Origin of the sequence: Halobacteriovorax sp. RT-2-4 (assembly GCF_047085445.1) — a bacterium.
Classification (GTDB): domain Bacteria; phylum Bdellovibrionota; class Bacteriovoracia; order Bacteriovoracales; family Bacteriovoracaceae; genus Halobacteriovorax_A.
Genome location: NZ_JBKIXY010000001.1, coordinates 377,136 through 403,351 on the forward strand (window position 1 = coordinate 377,136; position 26,216 = coordinate 403,351).

Annotated in this window: 27 protein-coding genes; 15 read left to right on the top strand and 12 right to left on the bottom strand. The window is 36.4% G+C overall.

From position 1 onward, the window contains the following. The first annotated feature begins 63 nt into the window (after window positions 1-63). Window positions 64-366 carry a metal-sensitive transcriptional regulator gene (locus tag ACMAYL_RS01710; protein ID WP_158246820.1) on the top strand — a complete coding sequence of 101 codons (303 nt, stop codon included), beginning with the start codon at window positions 64-66 and terminating at the stop codon, window positions 364-366. Here the strand turns inward: ACMAYL_RS01710 and ACMAYL_RS01715 are convergent. Beyond that, window positions 363-638: an acylphosphatase gene (locus ACMAYL_RS01715; RefSeq protein WP_103217255.1), complete on the bottom strand. Its 276-nt coding sequence runs from the start codon at window positions 636-638 to the stop codon at window positions 363-365. The genes ACMAYL_RS01710 and ACMAYL_RS01715 overlap by 4 nt on opposite strands. Before the next feature lie 70 nt (window positions 639-708). Here ACMAYL_RS01715 and ACMAYL_RS01720 point away from each other — a divergent pair, with 70 nt between their 5' ends. Continuing rightward, entirely contained in the window at window positions 709-1,437 is a 729-nt protein-coding gene (locus ACMAYL_RS01720; RefSeq protein ID WP_412470651.1) for an SOS response-associated peptidase family protein, read from the top strand. A 10-nt stretch (window positions 1,438-1,447) separates the two neighbouring features. Here the strand turns inward: ACMAYL_RS01720 and ACMAYL_RS01725 are convergent, their stop codons facing one another. Beyond that, window positions 1,448-1,924, bottom strand: a complete 477-nt coding sequence (locus tag ACMAYL_RS01725) for a GreA/GreB family elongation factor (RefSeq protein ID WP_146037798.1) — start codon at window positions 1,922-1,924, stop codon at window positions 1,448-1,450. Between the two features lie 93 nt (window positions 1,925-2,017). Between ACMAYL_RS01725 and ACMAYL_RS01730 the strand changes: the two genes are divergently transcribed. The 3 genes from ACMAYL_RS01730 to ACMAYL_RS01740 all read left to right on the top strand — a co-directional run bounded on the left by ACMAYL_RS01730 (window position 2,018) and on the right by ACMAYL_RS01740 (window position 4,100). Beyond that, complete coding sequence (locus tag ACMAYL_RS01730; RefSeq protein ID WP_412469569.1) at window positions 2,018-2,854, top strand: hypothetical protein; 837 nt, start codon at window positions 2,018-2,020, stop codon at window positions 2,852-2,854. Window positions 2,855-2,930: 76 nt separating this feature from the next. Next, a complete protein-coding gene (gene trhA / locus ACMAYL_RS01735; RefSeq protein ID WP_103217259.1) occupies window positions 2,931-3,563 on the top strand; it encodes a PAQR family membrane homeostasis protein TrhA in 633 nt (210 codons plus the stop codon). A 102-nt stretch (window positions 3,564-3,665) separates the two neighbouring features. Then, complete coding sequence (locus ACMAYL_RS01740) at window positions 3,666-4,100, top strand: Dps family protein (protein ID WP_103217260.1); 435 nt, start codon at window positions 3,666-3,668, stop codon at window positions 4,098-4,100. A 13-nt stretch (window positions 4,101-4,113) separates the two neighbouring features. Here the strand turns inward: ACMAYL_RS01740 and ACMAYL_RS01745 are convergent, their stop codons facing one another. Further along, a complete protein-coding gene (locus ACMAYL_RS01745; protein WP_412469570.1) occupies window positions 4,114-4,722 on the bottom strand; it encodes a tRNA-uridine aminocarboxypropyltransferase in 609 nt (202 codons plus the stop codon). A gap of 60 nt (window positions 4,723-4,782) precedes the next feature. Here ACMAYL_RS01745 and ACMAYL_RS01750 point away from each other — a divergent pair, with 60 nt between their 5' ends. Beyond that, window positions 4,783-6,543, top strand: a complete 1,761-nt coding sequence (locus ACMAYL_RS01750) for an acyl-CoA dehydrogenase family protein (RefSeq protein WP_392991900.1) — start codon at window positions 4,783-4,785, stop codon at window positions 6,541-6,543. Window positions 6,544-6,577: 34 nt separating this feature from the next. On the opposite strand, the gene ACMAYL_RS01755 is transcribed toward ACMAYL_RS01750, so the two are convergent. Next, window positions 6,578-7,288, bottom strand: coding sequence for a hypothetical protein (locus ACMAYL_RS01755; RefSeq protein WP_412470652.1), 711 nt, complete (start codon window positions 7,286-7,288; stop codon window positions 6,578-6,580). A 77-nt stretch (window positions 7,289-7,365) separates the two neighbouring features. Here ACMAYL_RS01755 and mnmD point away from each other — a divergent pair, with 77 nt between their 5' ends. Then, complete coding sequence (gene mnmD / locus ACMAYL_RS01760) at window positions 7,366-8,118, top strand: tRNA (5-methylaminomethyl-2-thiouridine)(34)-methyltransferase MnmD (RefSeq protein ID WP_412470653.1); 753 nt, start codon at window positions 7,366-7,368, stop codon at window positions 8,116-8,118. After that, complete coding sequence (locus ACMAYL_RS01765; protein ID WP_412470654.1) at window positions 8,108-9,052, top strand: NAD(P)H-dependent flavin oxidoreductase; 945 nt, start codon at window positions 8,108-8,110, stop codon at window positions 9,050-9,052. The genes mnmD and ACMAYL_RS01765 overlap by 11 nt, the downstream gene beginning before the upstream one ends. Here ACMAYL_RS01765 and ACMAYL_RS01770 read toward each other — a convergent pair whose 3' ends face one another. Beyond that, complete coding sequence (locus tag ACMAYL_RS01770; protein ID WP_103217265.1) at window positions 9,053-9,811, bottom strand: hypothetical protein; 759 nt, start codon at window positions 9,809-9,811, stop codon at window positions 9,053-9,055. A 12-nt stretch (window positions 9,812-9,823) separates the two neighbouring features. Beyond that, complete coding sequence (locus tag ACMAYL_RS01775) at window positions 9,824-12,019, bottom strand: hypothetical protein (protein ID WP_412470655.1); 2,196 nt, start codon at window positions 12,017-12,019, stop codon at window positions 9,824-9,826. A 293-nt stretch (window positions 12,020-12,312) separates the two neighbouring features. On the opposite strand from ACMAYL_RS01775, the gene ACMAYL_RS01780 reads away from it, so the two are divergent. Next, complete coding sequence (locus ACMAYL_RS01780; RefSeq protein ID WP_103217267.1) at window positions 12,313-12,876, top strand: HNH endonuclease; 564 nt, start codon at window positions 12,313-12,315, stop codon at window positions 12,874-12,876. Window positions 12,877-12,912: 36 nt separating this feature from the next. Here the strand turns inward: ACMAYL_RS01780 and ACMAYL_RS01785 are convergent, their stop codons facing one another. The 3 genes from ACMAYL_RS01785 to ACMAYL_RS01795 form a co-directional block, all read right to left on the bottom strand. Continuing rightward, window positions 12,913-13,386, bottom strand: a complete 474-nt coding sequence (locus ACMAYL_RS01785; protein WP_103217268.1) for a hypothetical protein — start codon at window positions 13,384-13,386, stop codon at window positions 12,913-12,915. Window positions 13,387-13,521: 135 nt separating this feature from the next. After that, complete coding sequence (locus tag ACMAYL_RS01790; RefSeq protein WP_392991890.1) at window positions 13,522-14,496, bottom strand: DUF4423 domain-containing protein; 975 nt, start codon at window positions 14,494-14,496, stop codon at window positions 13,522-13,524. A gap of 82 nt (window positions 14,497-14,578) precedes the next feature. Then, window positions 14,579-16,120 (bottom strand): FMN-binding glutamate synthase family protein, encoded by a 1,542-nt coding sequence (locus tag ACMAYL_RS01795; protein WP_103217270.1) that lies wholly within the window; start codon window positions 16,118-16,120, stop codon window positions 14,579-14,581. 149 nt (window positions 16,121-16,269) lie between these two features. On the opposite strand from ACMAYL_RS01795, the gene ACMAYL_RS01800 reads away from it, so the two are divergent. From ACMAYL_RS01800 to ACMAYL_RS01820, 5 genes are all read left to right on the top strand, one after another. Then, a complete protein-coding gene (locus ACMAYL_RS01800) occupies window positions 16,270-17,133 on the top strand; it encodes an acyl-CoA desaturase (RefSeq protein WP_392991886.1) in 864 nt (287 codons plus the stop codon). A 100-nt stretch (window positions 17,134-17,233) separates the two neighbouring features. Then, entirely contained in the window at window positions 17,234-18,190 is a 957-nt protein-coding gene (locus ACMAYL_RS01805) for a tyrosine-type recombinase/integrase (RefSeq protein ID WP_412462635.1), read from the top strand. Window positions 18,191-18,630: 440 nt separating this feature from the next. Continuing rightward, a complete protein-coding gene (locus tag ACMAYL_RS01810; RefSeq protein ID WP_233189698.1) occupies window positions 18,631-19,602 on the top strand; it encodes a ribonucleotide-diphosphate reductase subunit beta in 972 nt (323 codons plus the stop codon). Window positions 19,603-19,605: 3 nt separating this feature from the next. After that, window positions 19,606-21,975: a ribonucleoside-diphosphate reductase subunit alpha gene (locus ACMAYL_RS01815; protein ID WP_103217273.1), complete on the top strand. Its 2,370-nt coding sequence runs from the start codon at window positions 19,606-19,608 to the stop codon at window positions 21,973-21,975. Between the two features lie 100 nt (window positions 21,976-22,075). Beyond that, entirely contained in the window at window positions 22,076-22,726 is a 651-nt protein-coding gene (locus ACMAYL_RS01820) for a hypothetical protein (protein ID WP_412469576.1), read from the top strand. A gap of 27 nt (window positions 22,727-22,753) precedes the next feature. Here ACMAYL_RS01820 and ACMAYL_RS01825 read toward each other — a convergent pair whose 3' ends face one another. The 3 genes from ACMAYL_RS01825 to ACMAYL_RS01835 form a co-directional block, all read right to left on the bottom strand. Continuing rightward, entirely contained in the window at window positions 22,754-23,074 is a 321-nt protein-coding gene (locus ACMAYL_RS01825) for a hypothetical protein (RefSeq protein WP_103217275.1), read from the bottom strand. Between the two features lie 10 nt (window positions 23,075-23,084). Next, window positions 23,085-24,503 carry a DUF4105 domain-containing protein gene (locus ACMAYL_RS01830; RefSeq protein ID WP_412470656.1) on the bottom strand — a complete coding sequence of 473 codons (1,419 nt, stop codon included), beginning with the start codon at window positions 24,501-24,503 and terminating at the stop codon, window positions 23,085-23,087. Window positions 24,504-24,610: 107 nt separating this feature from the next. Then, window positions 24,611-25,465 (bottom strand): class I SAM-dependent methyltransferase, encoded by an 855-nt coding sequence (locus tag ACMAYL_RS01835; protein ID WP_103217277.1) that lies wholly within the window; start codon window positions 25,463-25,465, stop codon window positions 24,611-24,613. Between the two features lie 93 nt (window positions 25,466-25,558). Between ACMAYL_RS01835 and ACMAYL_RS01840 the strand changes: the two genes are divergently transcribed. Next, a complete protein-coding gene (locus ACMAYL_RS01840) occupies window positions 25,559-26,134 on the top strand; it encodes a Maf family protein (RefSeq protein ID WP_103217278.1) in 576 nt (191 codons plus the stop codon). The last annotated feature ends 82 nt before the right edge of the window (window positions 26,135-26,216 follow it).

The window sequence follows — 26,216 nt, forward strand, 5'->3', positions numbered from 1 at the left end:
ATCACCTATATTTCTGATCACTTTATATGGACGGATTCTGGCCTCTTCGCTAGTATGGCGCTCATGAACGAAATAGAGTTAGAGAAATTTATCAATACACCAGGGGCAGATCACCGCTCGCACCTTAATCGTCTTAAAAGAATTCAGGGACAACTTGAATCCCTCATAAATCTGGTTGAAGATGGAAAGTATTGTATCAATATCGTTCACCGCTCAAAAACAATTCGCGGCGCCCTTCGAGGTTTTGAAAGTTCAGTCATGGAAAATCACTTAAGAGGTTGTGTTGCAAAAGCGATCCAATCACAAGATACGAAACTGATTGATGAAAAAATTGATCAACTTTGTACAATTATCAGAAAGGACTAACCAATCTGAAATTCTGTAAAATTTGAGACTGGCAGCTCTTCAATAATTGTCACATTCGTAACCTTGGCCGTCTCTGGGCCGACCTTTAAAAATTCTTCAAGATTGGTTATATCGTCTAATTCGCCACTGGCCATAACCTCAACGCTTCCATCTTTGAGATTTTTTACATAACCAGTAATTGTAGGTGTATGTTTAAGAACATACTCGTATGTACTTCTTCGAAACCAAACACCCTGAACGACGCCTTCAACGCGGTATCTTCTGTTAATCATAAATCCATCCTAGCATGTTCATACATCTTGAAGATGTAATTTTTCTTAATTTATATGTTAAGATATTACCATGTGTTTTTCGATACAAGCGCAAACAAACTTGAAAGTGCTTTCACAAAAGCTTAATACTCCTTTAAACACGAAGGCTTATGAGTCATTTCGTCTGTTGCAAGAATTAGAAGCTTCTCTTGATCCGCAAGAAATAAAGAAAATACTGGGCCTAAAGAGAAAACCAAGTAGTGATATCTTTAAGTCAGCTGATAAAGAAGGGCGAATTTTTCCAAATTATTTTGCGAATGTTATGACGCAAGAATACGAAGAGAGAAGCATTTCACCAATGCGCTACCGTGTTCGCCCAAGAGGATCGCAAGAAGAAATTCCGACCAAATTCAATGTCTTTAATGCCAGACTTGATTCACTCGAAAAGAGACAAACATGGGCACCACTTTTTATGAAAAACCATGGAGTCATTGCCTTTGAAGCATTTTACGAATGGGTTGAAAGAAACGGCAAGAAAACTCTTATTAAATTTCTTCCACAAGATGGAAAGCTCATTCTTGCACCTTGTTTGTGGGATGAGTGGACATCAAATGATAAGCAAATAAGCTTTAAATCATTTGCTATCATAACAACTGATCCACCAAAGGAAATTGAGGAGATGGGACATGATCGCTGCCCTATCTTTTTAAAAGAAGAGTATTTAAACGACTGGCTTAACCCAAAAGGCTTAAGCAAAAATGATACATATGAGATTCTTACCCATCCGTACCAAGAGCATTATGATTACGAATGGGCCTAATGATTTTATTTTAAGAAATTGAAATAACTTCGTATTCACGAGTAATATCACCCGTTTCAACATCAAAGAAATCTCCAACTTCCATCCCTAAGGCCTCATTTCCAATGGGAGAGAAAACTGAAATAACAAGAAGTGGTGTTCCATCAAGATTTAGCATTGTTCCACCTGCAGTTGGTGTGATGAAGTAATGCCTTGTCTGATCATTGAATTTAAGTTCAACAAGTGAGCCTAGTGCGATTTTATCTCCCTTAGGAAGATCTTCAGAAAGCTCTTTAATCATGTTGATATCGATTTCTAGCTCATCAACACGCTTCTTTTGAGCCCCTGCAAGATAGCCTGCTTCAATAGCGCGAGTATCGTACTTACCTTCTTGGGCCATATCAGGCTCTTGAGACATCACTCGAGTCGTCTCAAATGCAGCTTTGGCCTTTGTCAGTTCTGTTTCTAAATTTTCAATAAGTGTAGAGATGATAGATTCTTTATTCATAATAAATAATTTCGCTAGATTACCTTTAAGAAATGGTTGTATTATTTTCAACAATATACCTCAAAATCCCCTTTTGTACTATAAATTGGGCATATGAAAATCTTGCTTACCTTGCTATGTGCACTATTAACTTTTTCGGCCCTTGCTACAACTAGTGAGAGAAATCCTCATGAGTATCAGATTCTTGCTCATGAAGACCTTGGTTCAGAAGTAAAAGAACAAGATTTTTACTTTGTCGTTGTTGAAGCCTTGAGGCTGTATCAAGACGAAGCGATAAAACAAAAGCGTGGTATTTCAGTGAAAACCCTCGACTGGCAAACTCCGTATTTTAGTGCTTGGGCCTTATACGATGACAAGGCAAATCACTTTAATATTAATTTCTGGGGAGGCTTTGCTCGCATGCCTAATATGACAAAAAGAGCATACGCCTTTACTGCCTGTCATGAGATAGGACATGTTCTTGGAAAAGCACCGCGTATGGAAAATAAGCATTTTTCACAAATGAGTACAGAAGGACAATCGGACTTCTTTGCAGCAGCAAGTTGTTATAAGAAATTTGTCATTAATAATCCAAACTACTTTGACTCTCCAATAGAGCTTGACCCATATGCGGCCTCATTGTGTCTAGAGAAGTTTTCTTCTGATAATTTTAACCAAGAGCTTTGTTTTGAGACAATGCAGGTTGCTCAAGACTTCCCTAAGGCCATTGCTCATATGAGTTCTGACCCAAATAAGCACGCTAAAATAACGAACTCAGATCCTACGACTGTTACCAAGACTCTTGATAGCTATCCAACATTACAGTGCCGTATGGATATCATCAAAAACGGGGCACTTCTTGAATTTAGCGGGGACGAAATATCAATAAAAAACCTCGAATCGCGCTTGCCATGTTGGTTTGCAAATTCAGCTACTTCCCATATCCATTGACATAAAATAGCTCTAACGAGTTAAGAGAAAGTTTGCCGTATCTATATAATTTCTTAACTTCTGATATAATTTCAATATGCACGAACGTAACGGCGAACTCTATTCTAAGTTTGAAGAAATCATCAACTCAACAACACACAGCTTGGGTATCATCCTAGGAATAGTTGGAACAATTATGATGGTTTTGAAGGCCAAGTCTGGCATTCACACTTTCGCCTATACTGTATTTGGACTTTCAATCACTTTCCTTTATACAATGTCCACTCTCTATCATGGGACGGCCCATAAGAAGCTTAAGAATATTTTTCGTAAAATGGATCATATTGGCATCTATCTTTTGATTGCCGGCTCATATACGCCATTTCTTATGCTGGCCATTAAAGGTGAAACAGGAATGTGGATGATGATCAATATTTGGGCCTTGGCCTTTATTGGGATTCTGATTAAGCTTTTTGCCTTTAATCGTTCTGAAGTTCTTACGATAATTCTGTGTCTGATTATGGGTTGGATGGTTCTTGCTATTCGCACAGAAATGATCGCAAATCTAAGCTTTGATTGCCTCAAATGGATTGTCATTGGTGGCGCCTGCTATATGACAGGAGTTCTCTTCTACCTGCGTGAAAGTCTATACTTGGGTCATGCAATTTGGCATATTTGTGTCCTTTTAGGCACTACTTCTCACTTTTACGCAGTGTATGCATACGTCTAATCTTTCATAAACTTCAATAGATTTTTACTATGAGCTGACATAGATTCTTTATTGGATTCGTATAATTATTATTGTTATACTTTAGAAAATAAAGGAGAACGTATGAACACGATTAACCAATTAAAACTAATTCAAGCTGATGCACAAGTATACTTTATGAAACTTCACAACATTCACTGGAATGTAACAGGAATGATGTTTCAACCAATTCACGCGCTAACTGAAGCTCTATACAACGAATTTGCGATCGTTTTTGATGACCTTGCAGAAAGACAATTACAACTTCATCAGAAACCTGTTTTAACGATGTCAGGCGCACTCGAAATAAGCCGCATAAAAGAGACGAATGAGTCATCTTTTACAAGTACGCAAGCGCTAGAGCTAATACTAAAAGACAATCAATACTTCCTAGAAGCCTTCAAAGAGTTATCGGCAACAGCTGGTGATGAAAACGATGCTACAACAGTCGCTTATGCAGACGAAAAAGTTGCTTGGCTAGAGAAAGAAAATTGGCAATTAAGAGCAATGCTAGAATAGTCTAAAATATCCACTAAAGCCGAAAGTCACCCTTTCGGCTTTTTTTTATTCTTTCCACTATCACCTTAAAAGCTTCAATCATATGATCCTTAACCTCAGATCCCTCAAGAACCTCTAGAGCGTGTGCTATGGCCTCATATGTACACAGAAAATTCTCACCAGGAGACTTTCTTAATTCGTAGATACTGTGTCCCACATCAATTAAGTGATATTTAGGCATACGCCCAAGTACTTCTTCACGCTTGTGAAATTTCTTGGCCTTTGACCAAGAACCGTCAGGCACAACAAGACAAGTCTGCTTACCTTCTTCGGCCTTATAATCCTGCAAAGGAAGTGAGTCTTGTGTTGGAAAAAGATAGATATAATCAAAGGTATCAAAGTCGAAAAGCTGGGGCCCAAAAGGCTCATGAACATTTCCTCTTTCGAAAATTTCACATTTCTTAAGTACCTTGGTCGCGAAATAGGCCGTATTACTCGTCAGCCATCTCTCAGTATAATGCATAGGGATGATGACTTTAGTTTGGTTAGCAAACGGTTTAAGCACGTCACAAAAGCACCAATGAGTATTGATGCGACAATTTGGACAGCGGGAATCTCTTGTATCTCGGCGTGACTTTGACATAGGTTTGATTTATCATAATTAGTGCATTTATTCGATTTTAAAATAAAGGAAAGGTAAAAAATGAATTATTTTAGTGATGAAAGTGAATGGAAGTGGATGCTTAGAAACGCAATTGATTGGAAAACTATTATTCCAATGTACTATCCTAACTTCCCTACTGAAGACGGCTTTAATAATGAAGAAGAAATCCTAAGCTTTATGGAAGAGCTTCTTACTCAAACAGGTAGCTGGGCAGCTGATGCAGTCTATGCCAGAGCAGAAGCCATTGATCAAAATGGTGCTGGAGAAGTTAAAGATGGTAGAACGATTCCTGGCCCAGAATTAAATGCATTCTATCAAGAGGCAACTGAGCTGGGAGCATTTGGAGTAAGTCTTCCTACTGATTTTGGAGGAATGGGACTTCCTGCTGTTGCACTAATGGTTTTACTTGAACAACTATCACGAGCGTGTAACTCTCAATGTACACAGCTTGCTTTCTTTACTTCAATCGCAGATATGGTTCACCGTTTTTGTGACCACGAAACAGCACAAAGAATTGTTCCTAAAATTATCTCAGGAGAACTTTCAGGATCAATGAATTTAACAGAGCCTGGCTGTGGTTCAGATCTTGGTATGATTAAAACTTCCGCAACTCCAGTTGGAGATGGCACATATAAGCTAAATGGTTCGAAGATATTTATCACTAATGGTGGTGGCGGTATTGGCTTTGTATTGGCCAGAGTAAAAGGTGCACCAGAAGGACTTTCAGGTTTATCACTCTTTCTATGTGAGCAAGATGAGCCAGGTGTTGAAGGCCCTAATTTTATCGTTGCCAAAAACGAACATAAGATGGGAATGCATGGATCATTTACTTGTGAAATCGTTTATGAAAATTCTATTGCTCGCCTAATTGGTGAAGAAGGTCAAGGATTCAAGTATATGCTTCACCTCATGAATGAAGCTCGTATCGCTGTAGGTATGCAGGCACTTGGTGGAATTGAAGGCTGTATTGGCTATGCTAGAAAATATGCTGATGAACGTATGCAATTTGATAAGCCAATTTCAGAATTACCACTTATGAAAAGAAATCTTGAAGACTTTGAAACTGAAAGAGATGCAATTAGAGCACTACTTGTTGATACGATTTCTTCATATGATATTTTTCAAAAGTTAGATCTAAAAAAGAAAATAACAGGAGAGCTTACAAGCGAAGAAGAAGCTCAATTTAAGAATGCTTCTATTTGGACAAGAAAACGCACTCCTCTTGTTAAGTACTATTCATGTGAAGCTTATACATACCTCTCAACTAAGGCCATTCAAGTTCTTGGTGGTTATGGATTTATGGAAGAGTATCCTATGAGTCGCTATCACCGTGATTCGTTTGGTCCACTTCTATACGAAGGAACAAGTCAAATTCAAGCGCTCATGGCCCTTAAAGACATGATTAAATATATTGCAAAGAACCCTGACAAATACTTTAAGAATCTCTTTATTAAGCACCCTGCATTTAGTTGGGTTAGTGCGGAAAGCAAAGAACAAAAAGAGCTTACTTCTACACAATATACTTTTAAGAAAAGTCTTGTGAAATTAATCATCAAATGTCTCAAGCCAGATAGCCTTTCAGATCTTGCAAACCCAAAGGCATGGATGAATGAAGAAAATGTCGACAAACTAATGATCCACGCTGAAACGATCTGCCAAGGACTTTCATATCTTGAAACATTAAGAGTTCTTGCAAATCACGCTTCAATCGATAAACAGAGATATGATTTATTCTCTCGCTACTTAAGACTTGTTACACCAAGACTAACAGCAATTTATAATGATTGGGATTTAAGATAATGAATGAAGCCTCTTATTAAAAGTGAGAGGCTTCTTATTTTAAAGTATATTCTTCAATATTTTGATAATCATACTTAACATTGTTATTTGAGCATTGTGTTTCATATTCAATTTTTTCGATCATTGCATTTCGAGAAGCAGCTGAATTGGCTTCAATTGTATAAGTATACTTTTGCGACAAGACCTTTTCGTTTGCAGATCGATCAGTAACGATACTTCTTACAAAGATATTTGAATTTGGAAATGAATAAACAATTCCAATTCCTGCAAAATTTGCGTAAACCTGGTTAGGATTTCCATTATTGAAGAAGGCCTGACAAAATAATTGCATAAATCCATCTTCATCTGTTTGCACTTGAGTCTCTAAGAGCTCACCAGGTACATCGAAGGCACCAGATACAACTTGTAGGCTTATTTTATTATTATAAACAGCATCAATACTTGCCCTTACATTTCTAACACTCGGGTTAGCACTACAAGAACCTTTTCTAACTTCAAACTTAACAGTCTCGATATCATCAGTACTTGCTAAATTCATACGCATTGCTCTTAAACGAGAACAAGCAGAGCGAGCATTAGATAAAGAAAGTTCATCTAAAGATGGCTGAACTTCAACTATACTACCAACTTGAGAACTAGAAATAGGTGCAGGACCACCACCGTACTCACCACATGACGACATCACAAATGTGCCGGTGATGGCCAATAAAATATGAAAGAATTTAGATTTTAAAACCGTCTTCATCAACTAACTATTCGGATTCGGTTAACTAAACTTAAATTTCCATGGCCGTGAAATAGCTCAAGTGTTAAATTTTACCTATGAAATTCAAAACAAAATTAGGCGAATACCAAGCAGTAGAAACCGCTGATGGACATCTAACACTACACAGTGGCCTCTATGATGAGAATTGTCATTCAACTGCTGGTGCCTATGAAGAAACCCTCCATAACTACGTCTATGGCTGCAGCGTCATTGACCGAGCAAACAACTCACCTATAACGGTTTTAGAGATTGGCCTTGGGGTAGGCCTAGGAGTTCTTGCAACATTCAATGAAGCAAAAAACTGTCAAAATAAGATCAAATTTATCTCAACAGAAATTGACCCTGAACTAGCTCAATGGGTTTGTCGACAACATGGTTTTTCAAATGGCGAAATTTCAAATGATAAAATCAAGTTTAATATAGACGATAAATTTGAAGTTGAAATTCTAATTGGTGATGCCAGAGAAACTATAAAGAAACTTATCCTAGAAGAAATTAAAGTGGATTGTATTTTTCAAGATGCTTTTTCGCCTACAAAAAATCCTTCTTTATGGACAAAAGAATGGTTCAGGAATCTGCGTAGCTTATGTAATAATAATTCCGTAATGACAACATATAGCGCATCAGTCAAAATTAGAAAGGCCATGCTCGAAGCAGATTTTCACGTTACCAATATGAAAGGTTTTGGCAATAAACGAACGGCCACTCGTGCTTTTACTGACGGCCTATTCAAAGACGAGAAATTAGAGGGAGAGCTCAGTCGATCAAAGACTCCCCCTTTTTCAGATAAGGATTTAAATGAAATTTGATATGTTTAACTTAAAAGATAATGTGATTTGTAAGCTCTTCAACATTGAATACCCTATCATTCAAGGTGGGATGGTTTGGGTCTCTGGCTCAAAATTAGCGGCAGCAGTAAGCAATGCCGGAGGCTTAGGCCTTATTGGTGCAGGTTCAATGAAACCGGATCTTTTAAGGGAGCATTTAAGAAAAGCTAAATCACTTTTAGATGATGGTAAGCATATTGGAGTCAATGTCCCTCTTCTCTATCGTCTTGCAGAGGAACAAATCCAAACTTGTCTTGATGAAGGCATTAAAATCTTTTTTACATCAGCAGGCTCACCTAAGAAATATACAAAGTTTTTAAAAGATCAGGGATGTACAGTTGTCCATGTCACTTCAAGTCCTGCCCTTGCAAAAAAATGTGAAGATGCGGGCGTTGATGCAGTTGTCGCAGAGGGCTTTGAGGCCGGTGGCCACAATGGACGAGACGAAATTACAACAATGTGTCTTATCCCACAAGTTTGTGACACAATTAATATTCCTGTTATTGCGGCCGGTGGCATCTTTGATGAGCGCACAATTGCCGCAGGCCTTTGTCTTGGAGCAAGCGGTGTCCAACTTGGAACTCGCTTTCTTATGACCAAAGAAAGTAGCGCCCACCAAAATTATAAAGATCTTATTTTAAAAGCAGGCCCTGGAGACACTCGCCTTCAGATGAAACCATACGTTCCCGTAAGACTTTTAAAAAATAAATTTGCCATGGAGTCACTTAAACTAGAACTCGAATGTGCATCAGTTGAAAAGCTCGTTGAACATTTAGGAAAAGGCCGCGCCAAGCTTGGAATGCTTGATGGCGATATTGATGAAGGTGAATTAGAAGTTGGCCAGGCCTCGGGGGCCATTGACGATCTTCCAAGTGTGGACGAGGTTATGTTAAAACTATCATCGGTTTTTAATTAATTACCAACCTTTATAATCTTGAAATTGGCCGGCCCTATAACGACGATCTAATTCTTTATAGAAGATTTTCATATATTGAAAATCTTCTACTTTTATACGAGCATCCATAAGCTCTGTATAAGTTAATTGCGTAAAGCGCTTTGCCTTGGTTAGATCATTATCGAAGTATTCACGATACAACTCGAATTGATATGGAAATAAATCAACTCCTTTAAAACCAGAGCAATATTTAAAATATGCAGTAAATTTAAAACGATCATACTCAGGACTTTTAAACCTATTTCTAAGACTAGAAAAGAAATTATTATAATAATTTTTTCTTTGTGGAGTATTAAAGTAGAGCGCTAACAATTTTCGTTTTAAATAATAATCATCAAACTTAAGATTATTATCAATACAAAACTCTAAATTATTATAGAGCTGAATCTCACGTTCAACCTGAGTATGGTACATATTCTCTAATTCAAATATTCTTTCAAAGGTCCTCAAATACAAAGAAGCTATCTTCCTCTCCTCTTCAGTATCATTCTTTAAATTTGCCATTACATAATCAAACACATCGTCTCTAATTCCATCACCATTTTTATCAACTCCTCTAAGCGTATCACTTAGATCCTGCTTTAATAGTACATGTATTGGTGGAGTTGATCTCATTTTCTCAATGATCCCATAGAGTAATAAACCTATCGCATTGGCCTGAGTAGCAAAAATGAAACAAACCAAAATTTTTAACATTAAACTATTAGTTATTTTTTTCATTTATGAAATCCGTTATTGTACCATTATCATGTTATGTCCACGATCTTTATCAGAATAAAATATTGCTGTGACAAAAGTTTTAGTCCAGGATTCAGATGTAGGGTATTGCAAATTAAACATCCTATACCTAGGATATACTCTAACAACAATATCTTCGATACCATCATTATTGATATCACCATAGGAAGTAACGAATACTCTCCTGTCACATATAACATAGTCATCACTTAAAGAAGATTTTTCACATTCGTAAAAAATATAATCTAGTTCCTCACTCCCATGTTTTTTTGTATAGATTACTGCCTTATTTGAATCCTCAAGCTTGATACCAATCTCTGAATTATCTTTATTATAAAGTGTAATCTTCTTCTTATCTTTAAGAGCATACTCTTTTTCATACTCACCTGCATTTAACTGAGCTAGGTTATACAGAGTTTGAATTTCTGAAACTTTGAGAAGATATACACATGAATCTGTAGAAATATTATTTACGAGTGATTTATAGGAAATTAAATCTGTGGCCACAACATGATCACCCTTTGGCTCAACAGATGCAATGAATAAATCAATAGGTTTTAAACGATCATCAAGGCATGCCAAATCAAATGGTTTTTTTAAATCATTTTCATTATCTAAAGGACGAAAACTATATTTCTTATTTCTTGTAGAGACTATATCCACCACCTCTTTATTGAGACTAAACCTAATTTTATCATTTCTTAGAATCTTTCTATTTTTTATAAAAGTAGATAATTTAGCATAAGCATCGCTAACACTTTTCTCATAGACACGGGATTGTTTCATTATCTTGCCAAGTGTTACATCTTGATTCCGGTTATATTTAAATTCTTTATTGAATCTTTTCTTGTATTCATCTTCAAGATTCAAAAATTCTTTATAAATAAAGTTCGAAAATTCATAATATTTTTCGAAGCGAACAAAATCACCACAAGACTTTAGAAACTGAGAAATCAAAATAGGTAATTCTTCATCTTCAATTTTTCTTTGCTGAATTCTTTGAGAAGGAATCATGCCACTAGAAAGAGCGAAGAATGCATTATATAAACGATTCTCCCATGCGTACTCAATAGCTGTAACTCCACTTGCTAGTTTCGTTAATGAATTAATACCAAAATTATTATAATCCTTAATATTTGGATTCTTTAAAGCGGCTTTGATAATCTTATCATTAAGATCTGTGTTTTTAATTTTAGCAATAAATGGAGCAAGCTCATAAAGATATTCACCGATATCCTTGCGATTAGAAAACTCCAGGATATAAAGAAGAGGTATGACATCTTCTCCATTAGAGTTTTCAAATCTCTCTACAAATGAATATCCTGATTTATATAAATCACTAATGCTATTTTTATCTAAGTAAAAGCTAGTCTTATAAGTATTCGTAACAAGCATTAGAGACTCATTAACACTAAAACCAGCTTTAGCAAGTGCCTTAGCTTTATCAAACAACGTCTGATCTTCTTTGATCATGGTAAAGATATTATTGTATTTATTTTTTCTTTTGAATGGTTCTATATTCATCAAATCAGTCATGTATGACTTTCTTGCCTTATCGCTAAATTTATATTTCGATAAAATTGGAAAAAAGTAGTCATCATACATTGATGCCTTTAATAATGTATCATTTCCAACAACGTTCGTTATTTCATCGACATTTCCATTATAAAAATAACTTAAACGTAACGCCAAAAACTTTAAAAAGTCTGAATTGTAATGATTAAATAGTATTTTTAAATTTTCGAAATTATGACTACGAACCGCTTCTAAAACATATGCAAAAGAAGAAGAATAGTGATTTACATCCTGCTTATTTCTATAGCTTACGAAATTACTTTTGTAAGCTATAAGACGAGAATACAATGCAAAAAAATATTCATCTGAGGGTATTTTTATATTTGTAAAAGTGACTTCGCCAACTTTCAACTCAGGCTTGTCTATTATAAGTTTTTCAAATAATTTCTTATTTGTTTCCAACCTTTCTTTTAATAACTTTTGGCTTTCTTTGTTTCTGACAAGCTTCAAAACGTCCTTATCTTCACAAAGAAAAAATTCGTCGGCATATAAACCGTATGTCACCTTACATGTATATACTATTTCTTCTTTTTTTATATAAATAGATTTGTATGCAAAAACTGAGTAACTACACAATAAGAAGACAACAAAGTATTTCATAATATTTTTTTTCAATTAAAACTTCCCAATTATTAATTTATCTATTTATCGACAAATAAAACCTGTTCATTAAACATATATTACTGTTTGATAATCTATATTTGTGGCGCCGCTCTGATCCTGACTATTTTTAACAGTTACTTTGTGTCACCTGTTCAATCTTTTTTTTAGATAATAACCATCTAATATTGTTATGTTTTTTGGCATGGCCCTTGCTTTATATAAAGCAAGGAGGTGAAAAAAAGTCCTAACACTAGGCACACACAACACACGCACATTACACAGACATTTTGACGGAGGAAAACGCAATGAATGCAATCGCGATGAATGGATTATCGTTTGGTTTCTATCGTGAATTGGCCATGACACTAGTATGGTATATTGGCTCACTCTCGTTGATGTTATCGCTATTTGTTTTTGTTATCAGACCAAAATTTGGTCTAGCGCAAGCGCAGCAAGCTGAATTTAGAACACAGATGGAGATTGCAAAATTTATTCACACAAGAAAGTCCCAAGTAGCATTTGGGAATGAAAAAAACTGGAAGTATCTACGTAAGCAAGTCTTTCGTATCCAAGGCACAAAGTGTCTAAAGTGTGGAATCGAGCACGACAATATGCACATTGATCATATAAAACCTAAATCGATTCACCCACACTTAGAGTTTATGATTGATAACCTTCAGGTTCTTTGTCCAAGTTGTAACCGTGAAAAGTCGAATAAAGAAGAAGTCGACTATCGCAAGGGACATCATTTAATGGCATTAGTAAATACCATTAAGGAGAATAAGTTATTAAGAGAAAGGTATACTTATGACTTTGACAAGCTAACGGGCCTTACTAAAGAAAAAATGCAATTTGAATTAGCAGCATAATCAAATGAAAGAAGGGAGCACAGGCTCCCTTTTCAATTATAGATATTCGATTTTAGTTACTGAAAATAAAAAGACGTCCTCTTCAGTTTCGACCATTGTCTCTACTGAGGAAATTGAAGGCCTACGGCCCTTATAGTACACATCGATCATACCAGCGTTTGTAATCGCATAATCAAGTTTTGAATATTTAAAAAGTTGAGTTACAAGTCCACCAGACCCACTTAAGTAATAATTTGTATACGCAGATGATCTTGTATAGTCGTAGCCAAGATCATGAGAAACATTCTTAATAAGAAAGTTATCACCTTCTCCAACATTGCAATTGAAAACATTCAAACTATTGTTCCATTCAAGAACTTGTGTAACTTCACATTCAGCTGAAATAACTATTTCATTTGTCAGCATATTTGTAATTTCAAAGTCAAATTGAAATCTTGCCGTAGACTTGGCACTTGCATTCGAACTAATAAAAATAAATGATAAAAGTAGCGTCAAAATTATTCTATTCATAAAAACTCCCTAATGAAAATTTAAAGATAGGTTATAAATTTTGAAATGAATAGAATATATTCAGGATATGAAAGTTAGAAAAACTCTCCCCGATTTTGTCACAAGAGTAACAAATTCAGACACAATTAAATAAAATCAGTCATTTATATCATCACTACCAGGATTAAATAGATTGAAATTGAGCACTAAAGTAACAACATCTTCATCAGTATCTTCAGAAACTATCTTTTTAAAATCTTCAAAAAATCTCAAGTAAAGAGCAATGATTTGTTGTCTTGCAGATTGGCTTGCATTAAAAACCATAGAACCGTAAGCATCTTTTTCTGACTTATCCTTTATATTTGCGATAGCCTTTTCAAGCCAGAACTTACGAATATCATTCATTTGCTGACGGCTACCTCGATCACTAATTTTAATTTTTCCAGCACGATAGATTCCATCGACTTTTTCAATCAATTTATTATTTTCACAAATAACTAGAATATCATTAACTTCTTTTATACTAAGGCCTGTGGCCTTTGCTAGAAACGAATCCTGATGAAAGCTAAGTTTTTTATATGCAGGTAAATCCAAACAAATAAGAACAATTCCAATATTTGGGTTATCAAAATAGTGCTTAGTAATCTCAAGGCGCATCTTATTATAATTATCAAGGAGTGGAATTGACTTGTGTGAAGTTAATTCGAAGACAAGGGCCATCGATTCCATCTCATCAAGTCCAAATACGATTTGTAAGAAATCATTTAAACACAGTCCTGTCTCGCCACTTTTTAAACGTCTTAATTTTGATGTAGTAATGCCACATGAGCTAGAGATGTCATTTAAGGATTTATTACTAAAAATAAAATCAAGTAATTTAGATGGCTCTTGTAAGGTATCTTGATAACGTAAATAGGACAAAAGAATATTTTTAAGATCAATCTTAAATATGTCACACAAAGATAAAAAGTCTTCCCATGAAGTCTTTGAATGACCTTTTTCCCAACGATGGACAATATTAGAGCTGGCGCCTAATTTCTGATTAACCCATTCTTGGCTTTTGTCACCACGAATTGATCTTATTAACTGTTGTGATAATTCATCAAAATCAAAATCTGTCGTAATACTCATAATCTCTTATCGACAAATTTCATTCATATTTAAGTGAAATATTGGATAAAAAAATGCTAGGGCCTAAGCTCTAGCATTTCCTTTATAACGTCTTATATGAAGGATAGATATCTTCGTAAGAGTTTACACCGTGATTACTATCGCGTTTAAAGATATCCTTACGCTTTAGATCCTTAACATTTTCATAGCCAGCAGCTGCGACAATTTCTCTAACGGCCTCAACTGTTGCGTGGTGAAAGTTTGCAACACGCTTACCTTTTTGATCCACATTAAGACCTTTAACGAGATCAGGGTTTTGCGTTGTGATACCAACTGGACACTTATTTGAATTACAAGTAAGAGCTTGAATGCAGCCAATTGCAAGCATCATTGAGCGCGCGCCATAACATGCATCAGCACCAAGTGCGATGGCCTTTACAATGTCAAAAGCTGTAAAAATCTTTCCAGCGGCAATGACTTTGATTTCATCCTTTAGGCCGTATTCAGTTAAAATATTAACGACAGCTGTTAGACCTTCAATTAAAGGTGTTCCAATTGAGTCAGAAAACTCTAAAGGGGCAGCACCTGTTCCTCCCTCGGCACCATCAACTGCTATATAATCAGGATAGTTTCCAAGCTCTTTAAAGGCCTCAACCATTTCGACAAACTCGTCTCTACGCCCAAAACATAATTTAATACCTACTGGCTTGCCTCCACTTAACTCCCTTAAGCGTTGAATGAAAGCAACCATCTCTGTCGCATCTCTAAACTCTTTGTGAGATGGAGGTGAGTCAACCTCAGTGCCCTGTTTAACTCCACGAATACGTGCAATTTCAGCAGTATTCTTTCTGGCCGGTAAAATCCCTCCATGCCCAGGCTTTGCACCTTGAGAAAGTTTTAACTCAATCATCTTCACCTGATCCAATGTGGCCTTCTCTTTAAAGCTCTTATCACAAAAGCCACCTTCTGGAGTTCGTGCCCCGAAGTAGCCTGTTCCAATTTGCCAAATAAGATCACCTCCACCCTTTAGATGATAGTCACTAATTCCACCTTCTCCTGTATTGTGAGCAAAGTTATTAAGCTTTGCACCAAGGTTTAATGCTTCAACTGCACGCGAACTTAGAGAACCAAAACTCATTGCAGAAATATTGAATATTGAAAGATTGTATTTCTGATCACAATGCTTGCTCCCAACCACGACTCTGAGATCTTTTTGGACTTCATAAAATTCTTTAGGATACATTGAATGATTGATCCATTCATAACCTGTTTCATAAACGTCTTTTTGAGTTCCAAAAGGTTTTGTACTAAGTGCTAGCTTTGCTCTTTGATAGATAACGTTTCTAGTTGTTCGTGGGATGGGTGTTCCATCTTCATCTGATTCAATAAAGTATTGATAGATCTTAGGCCTTAGATCTTCCATAACATAACGAAAGCGTCCAACAACAGGATAGTTGCTCTTTAGTGTATGCTCACTTTGCACCAAATCGTAAAATCCCAGTAAATAGATTGGGACTAAGATTAAGTACTGATAGTAGAAGAACTCATTAAAAAAGACTCCAGCAAATATCGTTGCCACGTTTGTAATAAGAAAAAACAACCAAAATAATTTACGTGGACTAACCCCGCGACCAAGATAGGCCATAGATACCTCATTCGTAGTGAACAAATTATGTTTTAATTTGTCAGTTTTTACTATTTATGACTTACTTATCGTCAACATTTACATTTGTTTTACAATGAAATTGCTCGTGAATTGTTAAGATTAGTTAAACACAAACACGAGAGACACCTATGTGCAAAAAGACTTATTCATTAAAAAATCTAAATAAAACAAATACACTCTTTCTTTTAATCACACCACTAATTGCTATTGCAGGAACAATTGCATGGCTTAAAATTGATGGTTTTGATTGGAGAATTTTAGCGTTATCGTTAATTTTCTATATCGCAACGGGGCTAGGAATAACGGCCGGATATCACCGACTATTTGCTCACAGGTCCTACCAAGCGAGTTGGCCAGTAAGACTTTTACTACTGATATTTGGAGCTGCGGCAGTACAAAACTCTGCACTTAAATGGTGTAATGACCACAGAGTTCACCATGGAAAAGTAGATACCGAACTGGATCCATACAATATCAATGAAGGATTTTTCTACGCTCATATGGGCTGGATTCTACTTTTAGAAGATCAAAATGAGTACAAGTACTCTAAAGACCTTCTAAAGGATCCAATGGTTATGTTTCAACATAAATTCTATCTTGGCTTCGTTGCACTTTTTAGCTTTGCCCTGCCAGCACTCATTGGATACCTATGGGTAGGATCTTGGCTAGGTGGCCTATTTGTGGCCGGTGTTGCTAGAATTGTTTTTGTTCACCATTGTACATTCTTTATCAATTCACTATGTCACGTTGTTGGGACTCGCCCTTACGATAAAGGACAAACAGCACGTGATAGCTGGATTATGGCGCTTTTCACATATGGTGAAGGTTATCATAATTTCCACCACACATTTCAAACTGACTACAGAAATGGAATTAAATGGTATCACTTTGATCCAACAAAGTGGCTCATTCGATCTTTAAACTTCGTAGGGCTTACGTGGAATCTTAAGAGGACACGTCCTGAGTTAATTCAAGCCAAAATTCAAGCCTAAACGAAGCTTATATACCTGTTAAAGGCACACCAGAATAGAAATGGTGTGCCTTTTTTTTCCTCCACCATACCCCAGATAAAAACCTTGCTAAAATTGATATATGTTCGATTTAAAGCAAGAAGATATTGGTCATGACTTTATTCTCGATGAAGAGTTTTTTGAAAACTTTACTTCATCTCATACAAGAAAATCTTATCTAAATGATATTAACCAATTCTTATGCTGGATTAGTGATTACTATAAGCTTAATGACTACGATTCAATTGAGCGTATACATATCATCAAATTTAGAAATTACCTCTCTGAATTTGGAGGTCACAATCAAAACCCTTCAACACCAAAGACGATCAATCGAAAGCTTGCGAGTTTAAGTGCATTCTTTAAGTATCTCGTCGAGAAAAATCTACTTAAGGCCAATCCTGTCTCAAGTGTTAGAAGACCAAGAAGTGAAGTTAAATCCCCTACTAATGCCCTTAACAAGCAACAGGTTTTAGAGCTATTTTATCATATGGGACAAAATGAAAAGAGCAAGTATCTTCACTTAGCACTCTTTACAACGTTCTTTACAACGGGACTTAGAAAGAGTGAAATTTTAAATCTACGTTTTAAAGATTATCAAATACAAGGCGCTAATAAGATTCTTCAATATCGTGCAAAAGGTGGAAAGCTTGGTAAGAAAGTTTTGAATCCTATCGCGATAAAGGCCCTTGATGAATATATTGAATGGATGAATGAGAATGAACGAGACACAGCAGAAAATGACTGGCTTTTTCAACCAACTAGAAATCCAAGTGATCCAACAAATTTAAACAAACCTATAAACCCGAGAACAATTAATGAGCTTTTAGACAAGTATGCTCTTAAAGCAGGTATCGGATTTAAAATTACTCCCCATTCGGCCAGGGCCACTTTTATCGGAGAGCTCCTGGAAATTGGTGTCGATATCTACACAATTGCAATTGAAGTAGGTCACGCATCAGTGAAAACAACAGGTGAATACGATAAGAGAAGAAACAAAATTAAAGAATCTCCTACACTAAAATTAAACTGGGAATAAGTTAGTTTTTTTATTTCGCACCCCATTGTTCGTATATTTTAACAAGATATAGTAGTGTCAAAAATATTACGGCCACAATATATGGTATAAGCACATCGTGTCAAAGACTCCCCTTGCTAATAAAAATTAGATGACAGAATTTTTAAGACAGTATTTTTTTTCTAAAAATAAGACTTGAAAAAGTGCCGAAACCCCTTGTTTAATGGGTCTAGAAAGACACATCAACCTGATCAAGTATAAAAATTAGCGGCCCTTAAAAAAAAAGAAATATCTATTGAGTCTTGTGTATTGAAATAGAAAGTAGGCAGTCATACACTGAATAAGAACAACACAACACGATCTTATTAAATAACATTTAAGAGATTTTATATTTTTTTTACTAAATATAAGTTGCATGTATTTAGCACACACACGCTATTGCAAAAGTTAAGGAGGAACTTGTGACTTCACCAATTCTAGCACAGAATGACGATAGATTCGTCCTTTTCCCAATCGAATACAATTCAATCTGGGAAATGTACAAAAGACACATGGCAGTTTTCTGGACTGCTGAAGAAATCGACTTGGCCCAAGATATTACTGACTGGGAAAAGTTAAATGACAATGAGAGACACTTCATTACTCACGTACTTGCATTTTTTGCAGCAAGTGATGGGATTGTTAATGAAAACCTAGCTGTACGTTTCTACAATGATGTACAAAACCCTGAAGCTAGATGTTTCTATGGTTTTCAAATTGCAATGGAAAACATTCACTCTGAAACTTACTCTCTACTAATTGATACATATGTAAAAGACGCTAAAGAAAAAGATCGTCTTTTCCACGCTGTTGATCACTTTGAGCCAGTTAAGAAAAAAGCTGACTGGGCAATGAAGTGGTTATACTCAAAAAATACATTTGCTGAAAGATTAGTTGCATTTGCTGCCATCGAAGGAATCTTCTTCTCTGGTTCATTTTGTGCAATCTTCTGGCTAAAGAAAAGAGGCCTAATGCCAGGTCTATGTACTTCTAACGAGTTTATTTCTCGTGACGAAGGTCTACACTGTGAATTTGCAGTTCTTCTACACTCACTACTTGATAAAGAAGAACAATGTAGCAAAGAAAAGATCAAAGAGATCCTTACTGAAGCAGTTGAAATTGAAAAAGAATTCATCACTGATGCAATTCCAGTTTCTCTAATTGGTATGAATGCAGACCTGATGAAGCAATATATTGAATTTGTAGCTGATTTCTGGATGCAACAATTTGGTCTAGAGACTCACTATGGTGCAGCGAACCCATTTGACTGGATGGAGCTAATTTCTCTTGAAGGTAAAACAAACTTCTTTGAGAAGAGAGTTTCTGAATACCAAAGACCAGGTATTCTTTCTGAAAAATCAGAAAACACATTCACACTAGACGCGGAGTTTTAAGAAATGTACGTACAGACAAGAAGTGGCGAGAGAGAGCCAATTAAATTCGATAAAATTACAGACAGAATCAATACACTTGCCTTTGGACTAGAAGGTAATGTTGATGCAACAATGATTACTCAAAAAGTAATCGAAGGTATCTACGACGGTATTACAACAACTGAACTAGATGGACTTGCGGCCGAAACAGCTGCATACCTTGCAACAAAGCACCCAGACTATAACGTACTTGCTGGACGTGTTGCAGTTTCTAACCTTCACAAAGAAACAAAAGGTTGTTTCTCTGAGAACGTTAAGGAAATGTACCACTATGTTAACAAGGCAACTGGTGAGCACGCTCCTCTTGTTTCAAAAGAACTATATGAAACAGTAATGGCAAATGCTGAATTACTAGATAAGACAATCGTTGATAAGCGTGACTTCAACTACGACTACTTTGGATTCAAAACTCTTGAGAAGTCTTACCTTCTTAGAATGGATGGTAAAATTGTTGAAAGACCAGGCCAAATGCTACTTAGAGTTTCTGTTGGTATCCACATGAATGACATGGATGCTGCAATTGAAACATACAACCTAATGAGCCAGAAGTTCTTTACTCACGCAACTCCGACTCTATTTAACTCGGGAACAACTAAGCCACAGCTTTCTTCTTGTTTCCTACTAACAATGAAAGATGATTCAATTGATGGAATCTACGACACTCTTAAGCAAACTGCACTGATTTCTCAGTCTGCTGGTGGTATCGGTCTATCAATCCACAATATTCGCGCAAAAGGTTCATTCATCAAGGGAACTAATGGTACGTCGAACGGAATCGTTCCAATGCTAAAAGTTTTCAATGATACTGCTCGCTACGTAGATCAAGGTGGTGGAAAGCGTAAAGGTTCATTTGCAATTTATCTTGAGCCATGGCACGCAGATATCTTCGAATTCCTAGAAATGAAGAAGAACACTGGTAAGGATGAGCAAAGAGCGCGTGACCTTTTCTACGCACTTTGGACGCCAGACTTATTCATGAAGCGTGTTGAAGAAGATGGACAGTGGTCACTATTTTGCCCACATGAGTGTCCAGGTCTAGCTGAATGTTATGGTGCAGAATTTGAAGCTCTTTACACTCGCTACGAGGCAGAAGGTAAAGCTAAGAAAACAATCCGTGCACAAGACCTTTGGTTTGCAGTACTTGAATCACAAACAGAGACTGGTTCTCCGTACATGCTTTACAAAGATGCAGCTAACGAAAAATCAAACCAAAAGAACCTAGGTACAATCAAGTCGTCAAACCTTTGTACTGAAATTCTTGAATATACAGCACCTGATGAAGTTGCTGTTTGTAACCTTGCTTCAGTTGCTCTTAACAAATTCGTTAAGACTGACAAAGATGGAAATGTAACATACGACCACAAACACCTTTATGAAGTTGTTTACCGTATGACGAAGAACCTTAACAGAATCATCGACATCAACTACTACCCAGTAATTGAAGCGAAGAATTCTAACATGAGACACCGTCCAATCGGTCTTGGTGTTCAAGGTCTTCAAGATACTTTCTTTATGATGAGACTACCATTTGAGTCTGAAGCTGCACTTCAGCTTAATAATGACATCTTTGAGACAATCTACTTTGCAGCTGTAACTGCTTCAAAAGATGATGCAATCATTGATGGGCCATACTCAACTTACGAAGGTTCTCCAATGTCACAAGGTCAATTCCAATTTGACATGTGGGGACATACTGCTCACTCAGGAAACTGGGACTGGGATGGACTAAAAGCAGAAGTTGCAAAGCACGGTGTAAGAAACTCTCTTCTAGTTGCTCCAATGCCAACGGCATCAACTTCACAAATCCTTGGTAACAACGAGTGTTTTGAGCCAATCACTTCAAATATCTACGTAAGACGTGTTCTTTCTGGAGAATTTGCAGTTGTTAATAAATTCTTAGTTCGCGACCTAATTGATCGTGGCCTATGGGATGATACTTTAAGAAATGAAATCATTGCTAACAATGGTTCAATTCAATCAATTGAAAGAATCCCAGAGGATTTAAAAGCTCTATACAAAACTGTTTGGGAAGTTAAGCAAAAAGCAGTTATTGATATGTCTGCTGGACGTGGCCCTTATATTGACCAAGGTCAGTCACTTAATATCCACCTTGAAAACCCTAACTTCGGGAAACTTTCTTCAATGCACTTTTACGCTTGGAAGAAAGGGCTTAAGACAGGTATGTACTACCTACGTTCACGTGCTGCAGTTAACGCTGTTCAGTTCACAGTAAAGAATGAAGGTAAGAAAACTCCTGAGCAACTTGAGCAAGAAGCGGCAGCAATGGTTTGTTCAATCGACAATCCAGAAGATTGCCAAATGTGTGGAAGCTAGAAGTTACTTTAAAATTAAATTTGATCCAACTCCGGTTGAATCGAAGTGCTAGAAAGAGGGGCCAAGGGATTTGGCCCCTCACTACATTTAGAGCGATAATATGAAAATTGAAACAAATCAAAAACAAGATAACGCAAAATTTTGGCAAGAGGGATGGGATAAAGGCTTCACAGGCTTTCATCAGAGTGAATACAATCAGGCCATGATTGATTACTTCGGCGATCTTGATCTAAATGGTAAAACTGTACTCATCCCCTTATGTGGTAAATCACTAGATATGATCTATCTTGCAAATAAGGGGGCAAAAGTAATTGGCGTTGAAGTCGTTAAAGATCCTGTTGAACAGTTTTTTAACGAGAATGAAATTGAGTTTAAAAATAATGATCAAGTCTATTCTTCTAAAGATGGAAAGATCGAAATTCATAACAAGGATTTCTTCAAGATCGAAGACTTAGGTAAAATTGATTTTCTCTACGACCGAGCTTCAAATGTAGCACTTCCAAAGTGCATGAGAGAAGAGAAGTACTACCCTACAATCAAGAGACTAATCCAAGAAGAGACCAAAATTCTATTGATTACAATGGATCACGATGGATCTCGTGACTTTGGTCCTCCTTATGCAATAAATAAAGAAGAAACAAAAGAGCACTACCCATTGATTGAGCTGACTAATGAAGATAGTTCTAAGGCAATGGAGCGATTCCAAGAAGAAGGAATCAAGAAAGTAAGACGCTATATTTGGGCCAACTAAAAAAGCGGGCCCAAAGTATAAGCTAAATTAGTAATCGTAGCTTGCAAGAAGTTTTAGACAGTCAGTTTCTGGAGATTCAAACTCAGCTCCGTCTGACTCAATACACTCTTCTAGCCTTCCTTTAAGTTCAATCGACATCTCTTGACGTTCTTCTTCTGTCACAACACCATCAGCAATAATGTGTCCAGCTTCTTCAAACTCATCAGTTGTTAATGCATCATTAATTGATTCAGTCGTCGTAACAAATGGTGAAATAGTTAAAATAGTTGAAAGCTCTCTCTCAGAAACACCATCTGAATGAGCATTTAGACTTAAAAGTGTCATAACGATTAGTGCGATATTTTTCATAAACTCTCCTTTATAAACGTTTTCGTTTGTTGATATCTTTAATTAATTCTTTCGTTGTTTTTATATTCAAAGCGACTTCTTTAATTCGCTCAATTCTTTGCATAAAGTGAATACGATAGAATTGATCAATTCTATTTGTGACATCATTTGCCTTAGGCTTCTTTCCTTGTCTTAAGAGTAAATTGCTCTTTCGATACCAATCCTTATACTCGCTAGCAAGAGCTTCAAATTCATTGGCAATAGATGCGTTCTCATTTTTTGAAGCAAGCTCGAGTAAATTCATATTTTCTGTCGAAAAAGCCATTGTTTCTAGAAACACAAATGCATGTAAAACTGAGGTATCATTAGAATCTTGACGAGAATGACGATGATGAAACATCTGCGCTTTAGCGGCCCTTAAACTAGGTTCAAGTAAGAGATAATCTTCAAAGCTTTTAACATCAAGTAATGCAAGACTCTCTAAAACCTTTTTCGATTTCTCTTTTAAAGTACGACTCTTTTTAGTACTTACATATCCACTCTCTTGTAATTCTTCTAAAAGACCCTTTGGAGTAGAAATATTTGAGCGCAATTTAGTGTGGCCAAAAGCTGCTCTTATGAGCTTGTATGATTCTGTCGCGCAATTTGCAGAAAAGAACTTGTAGCGTCCCATATCTTTGTTCTTATATAGATTAAGCGCATGAGAGATAAATCGTCTCTTATCACGTCCTGTTACATTCAAGTCGTATTGGTAGAGGTCTCTAAATTCTTCATAATTATATTTTTGTTTAACTTGGGCAAGTGACATGAAATCAATCTTTGCAGCATAACCACCAAAGATACCTTTGAAAAAACCGGGAGATAAATCATCAACATCGGCCGCAACACCAAGAACAAATTCGACCTGATCTCTTGTTGGACAATTCTCTATATCTAGCTTACATGCAGAAACATAGAACATACTGTGGCCAAAGCGGCTCATTGCACTCTTTCCATTAGAGGCCATAAGGTATGAAATCTTAGTTATACGATTCGTATAAAAACTAATTTCAACAAGGCCCATTTGATTAAAAATAAATGTTGAAAAATGATTATCACACTTACTTGATGTGGGCCTTATACCTGTAACATCGGCCATGAATTCATAAATAGCAAAACGCTCACATTTAAAATTTTCATCGAGATAAAAACTTTCTAAGACTGAAGAAAACTCTTTAGCTGGTGATTTGAAATCTGATTCTAGATTAAGAGACTTGTAAATAACTTGCCTCTTTCTTACGCCCCCATGATGAATCGTACGTATACTTCTTTTCCAATTTGTCAGTGAAAGGAATTGATCCCTATGGGCCTCACTTAACTTACGAAACTCTAGTTCTCCAGCAATAGCTGGCACTATCATTAGGCACATGATGAGTGTCGTAAATAATTTGGAAGTTAGACGTAATTTCATAATTACTATAATTACGCTAAATTAAGGCCATTCAGTTAAGAAATGAAAGAATGTTAGAGGCCGTCTACTCTCTAGACGGCCATTAAATATATGAAATTATAGAATTTTTAGTTCGCGTTAGCGCTTGCTTGAACAAAACTATAGTAGAAAACCGCATTTGGATCATTAGAGACTTTCTTTAGCTCAATTCTCATCTCATCAACTGTCTCTTGATCCACACGTCCTTCTTTTACAAGTTGAGGGGCAGCAGATAATAGCAGCTCACACCAGTAATCGATGAATTCCTTTCTCTTATCGGGACGTCGATTATCAAGGTGCCACGTCTTTGATTCGACCTTAATATTTCTAAAACCTTGTTGCATAAGAAGGTTTCCAAGTTTAGCACCAATAAACGGGTCACCGCCCATATCGTATTGATAGTCATTAAAGGCCTGCCAATACTTCCAAGTATTTGGAGAATATGGATCAAGAAGAAAACTAGAATTCATAACTTCAGTAATATAAATACGCCCGCCAGGTCTAAGAACTCTTCTTGCTTCTGAGAGAACCTTTGCTGGTTCAGGCACATGCTCAAGAATCCAACACAGAAATGCTCCATCAAACTTACGTGAATCAAAAGTTAAATTTGTTGCATCCATCTGATGCAGTTCAAAACGATCCTTAAAAGCACCATTAAGAGTGCTCCCGAGAAACTCTTTTGCAGAGGCAAGCTGATGTTCACTGCGGTCGACGCAAGTAATGTGCATATCAGGAAATCTTCTTAAAAGTATTTCCGTTTGAGCACCAACGCCACATCCAATCTCAATTAATTCCTTTACCCTCGAAAGATTTACATCCTTATAAACAGTTTGTTCTGCAAAACGGGCCTGAGCACGTAAGCGATCCTGTTCAGTTTGGTCAAAACCATGAAGATATGGAAACTCGCTAGGATTTACATTATTATTTTCATTATTATCAGACATAGATTACCTCAATAAAGTTTGGGTTATTATATCATGAATGGCCCAAGCGTGATAGATTTGCTAAGTTATGAGAAATCGTTTTCGGAGTAAATTATGCAGTTAATATTAGGAAGTTCATCACAGTTTCGCCAAGCACAATTAAAACAGCTAGGCCTAGAATTCACATGTATTTCACCAAATATTGATGAAGAGGCCATAAAAACACAAGGCCTTACTCCACTTGAGGTTTCTCGTGAATTATCTCTACAAAAAGCACAAGAGGTTCTCAAAACTAATCCTGAATCAATTATCATCGGTGGAGACCAAGTCCTAAACTTCAATGGAGAGATTTTTAATAAGCCAGAAACACCAGAAAATGCTTTTAATCACTTAAAGCGCCTACAGGGTAGTACGCATGAGCTCATTACAAGCATTGCTGTCATCTCAAAAGAAAAGCAAGTGATTGAGACTGTCGTCTCTAAAATGAAGATGAAACCATTAACAGATGAACAGATCAAGCGCTATATCGAAATTGATGAGCCACTATGGAGCTGTGGTGCTTATAAACTTGAAACACTTGGAATCGCGCTTTTTGATGAAGTCGAATGTCCAGATCACTCTTCAATAATCGGGCTACCACTTATATCACTCTCAAAAATCTTAGAAGATTTCGGTATCAAGGTTCTATAAATAACTGAAAAAACTAGTAAAACAAATATCTGACTAAATAACTCCCTCTATATTGCCGATGAATAATTGGTATTGATAAATA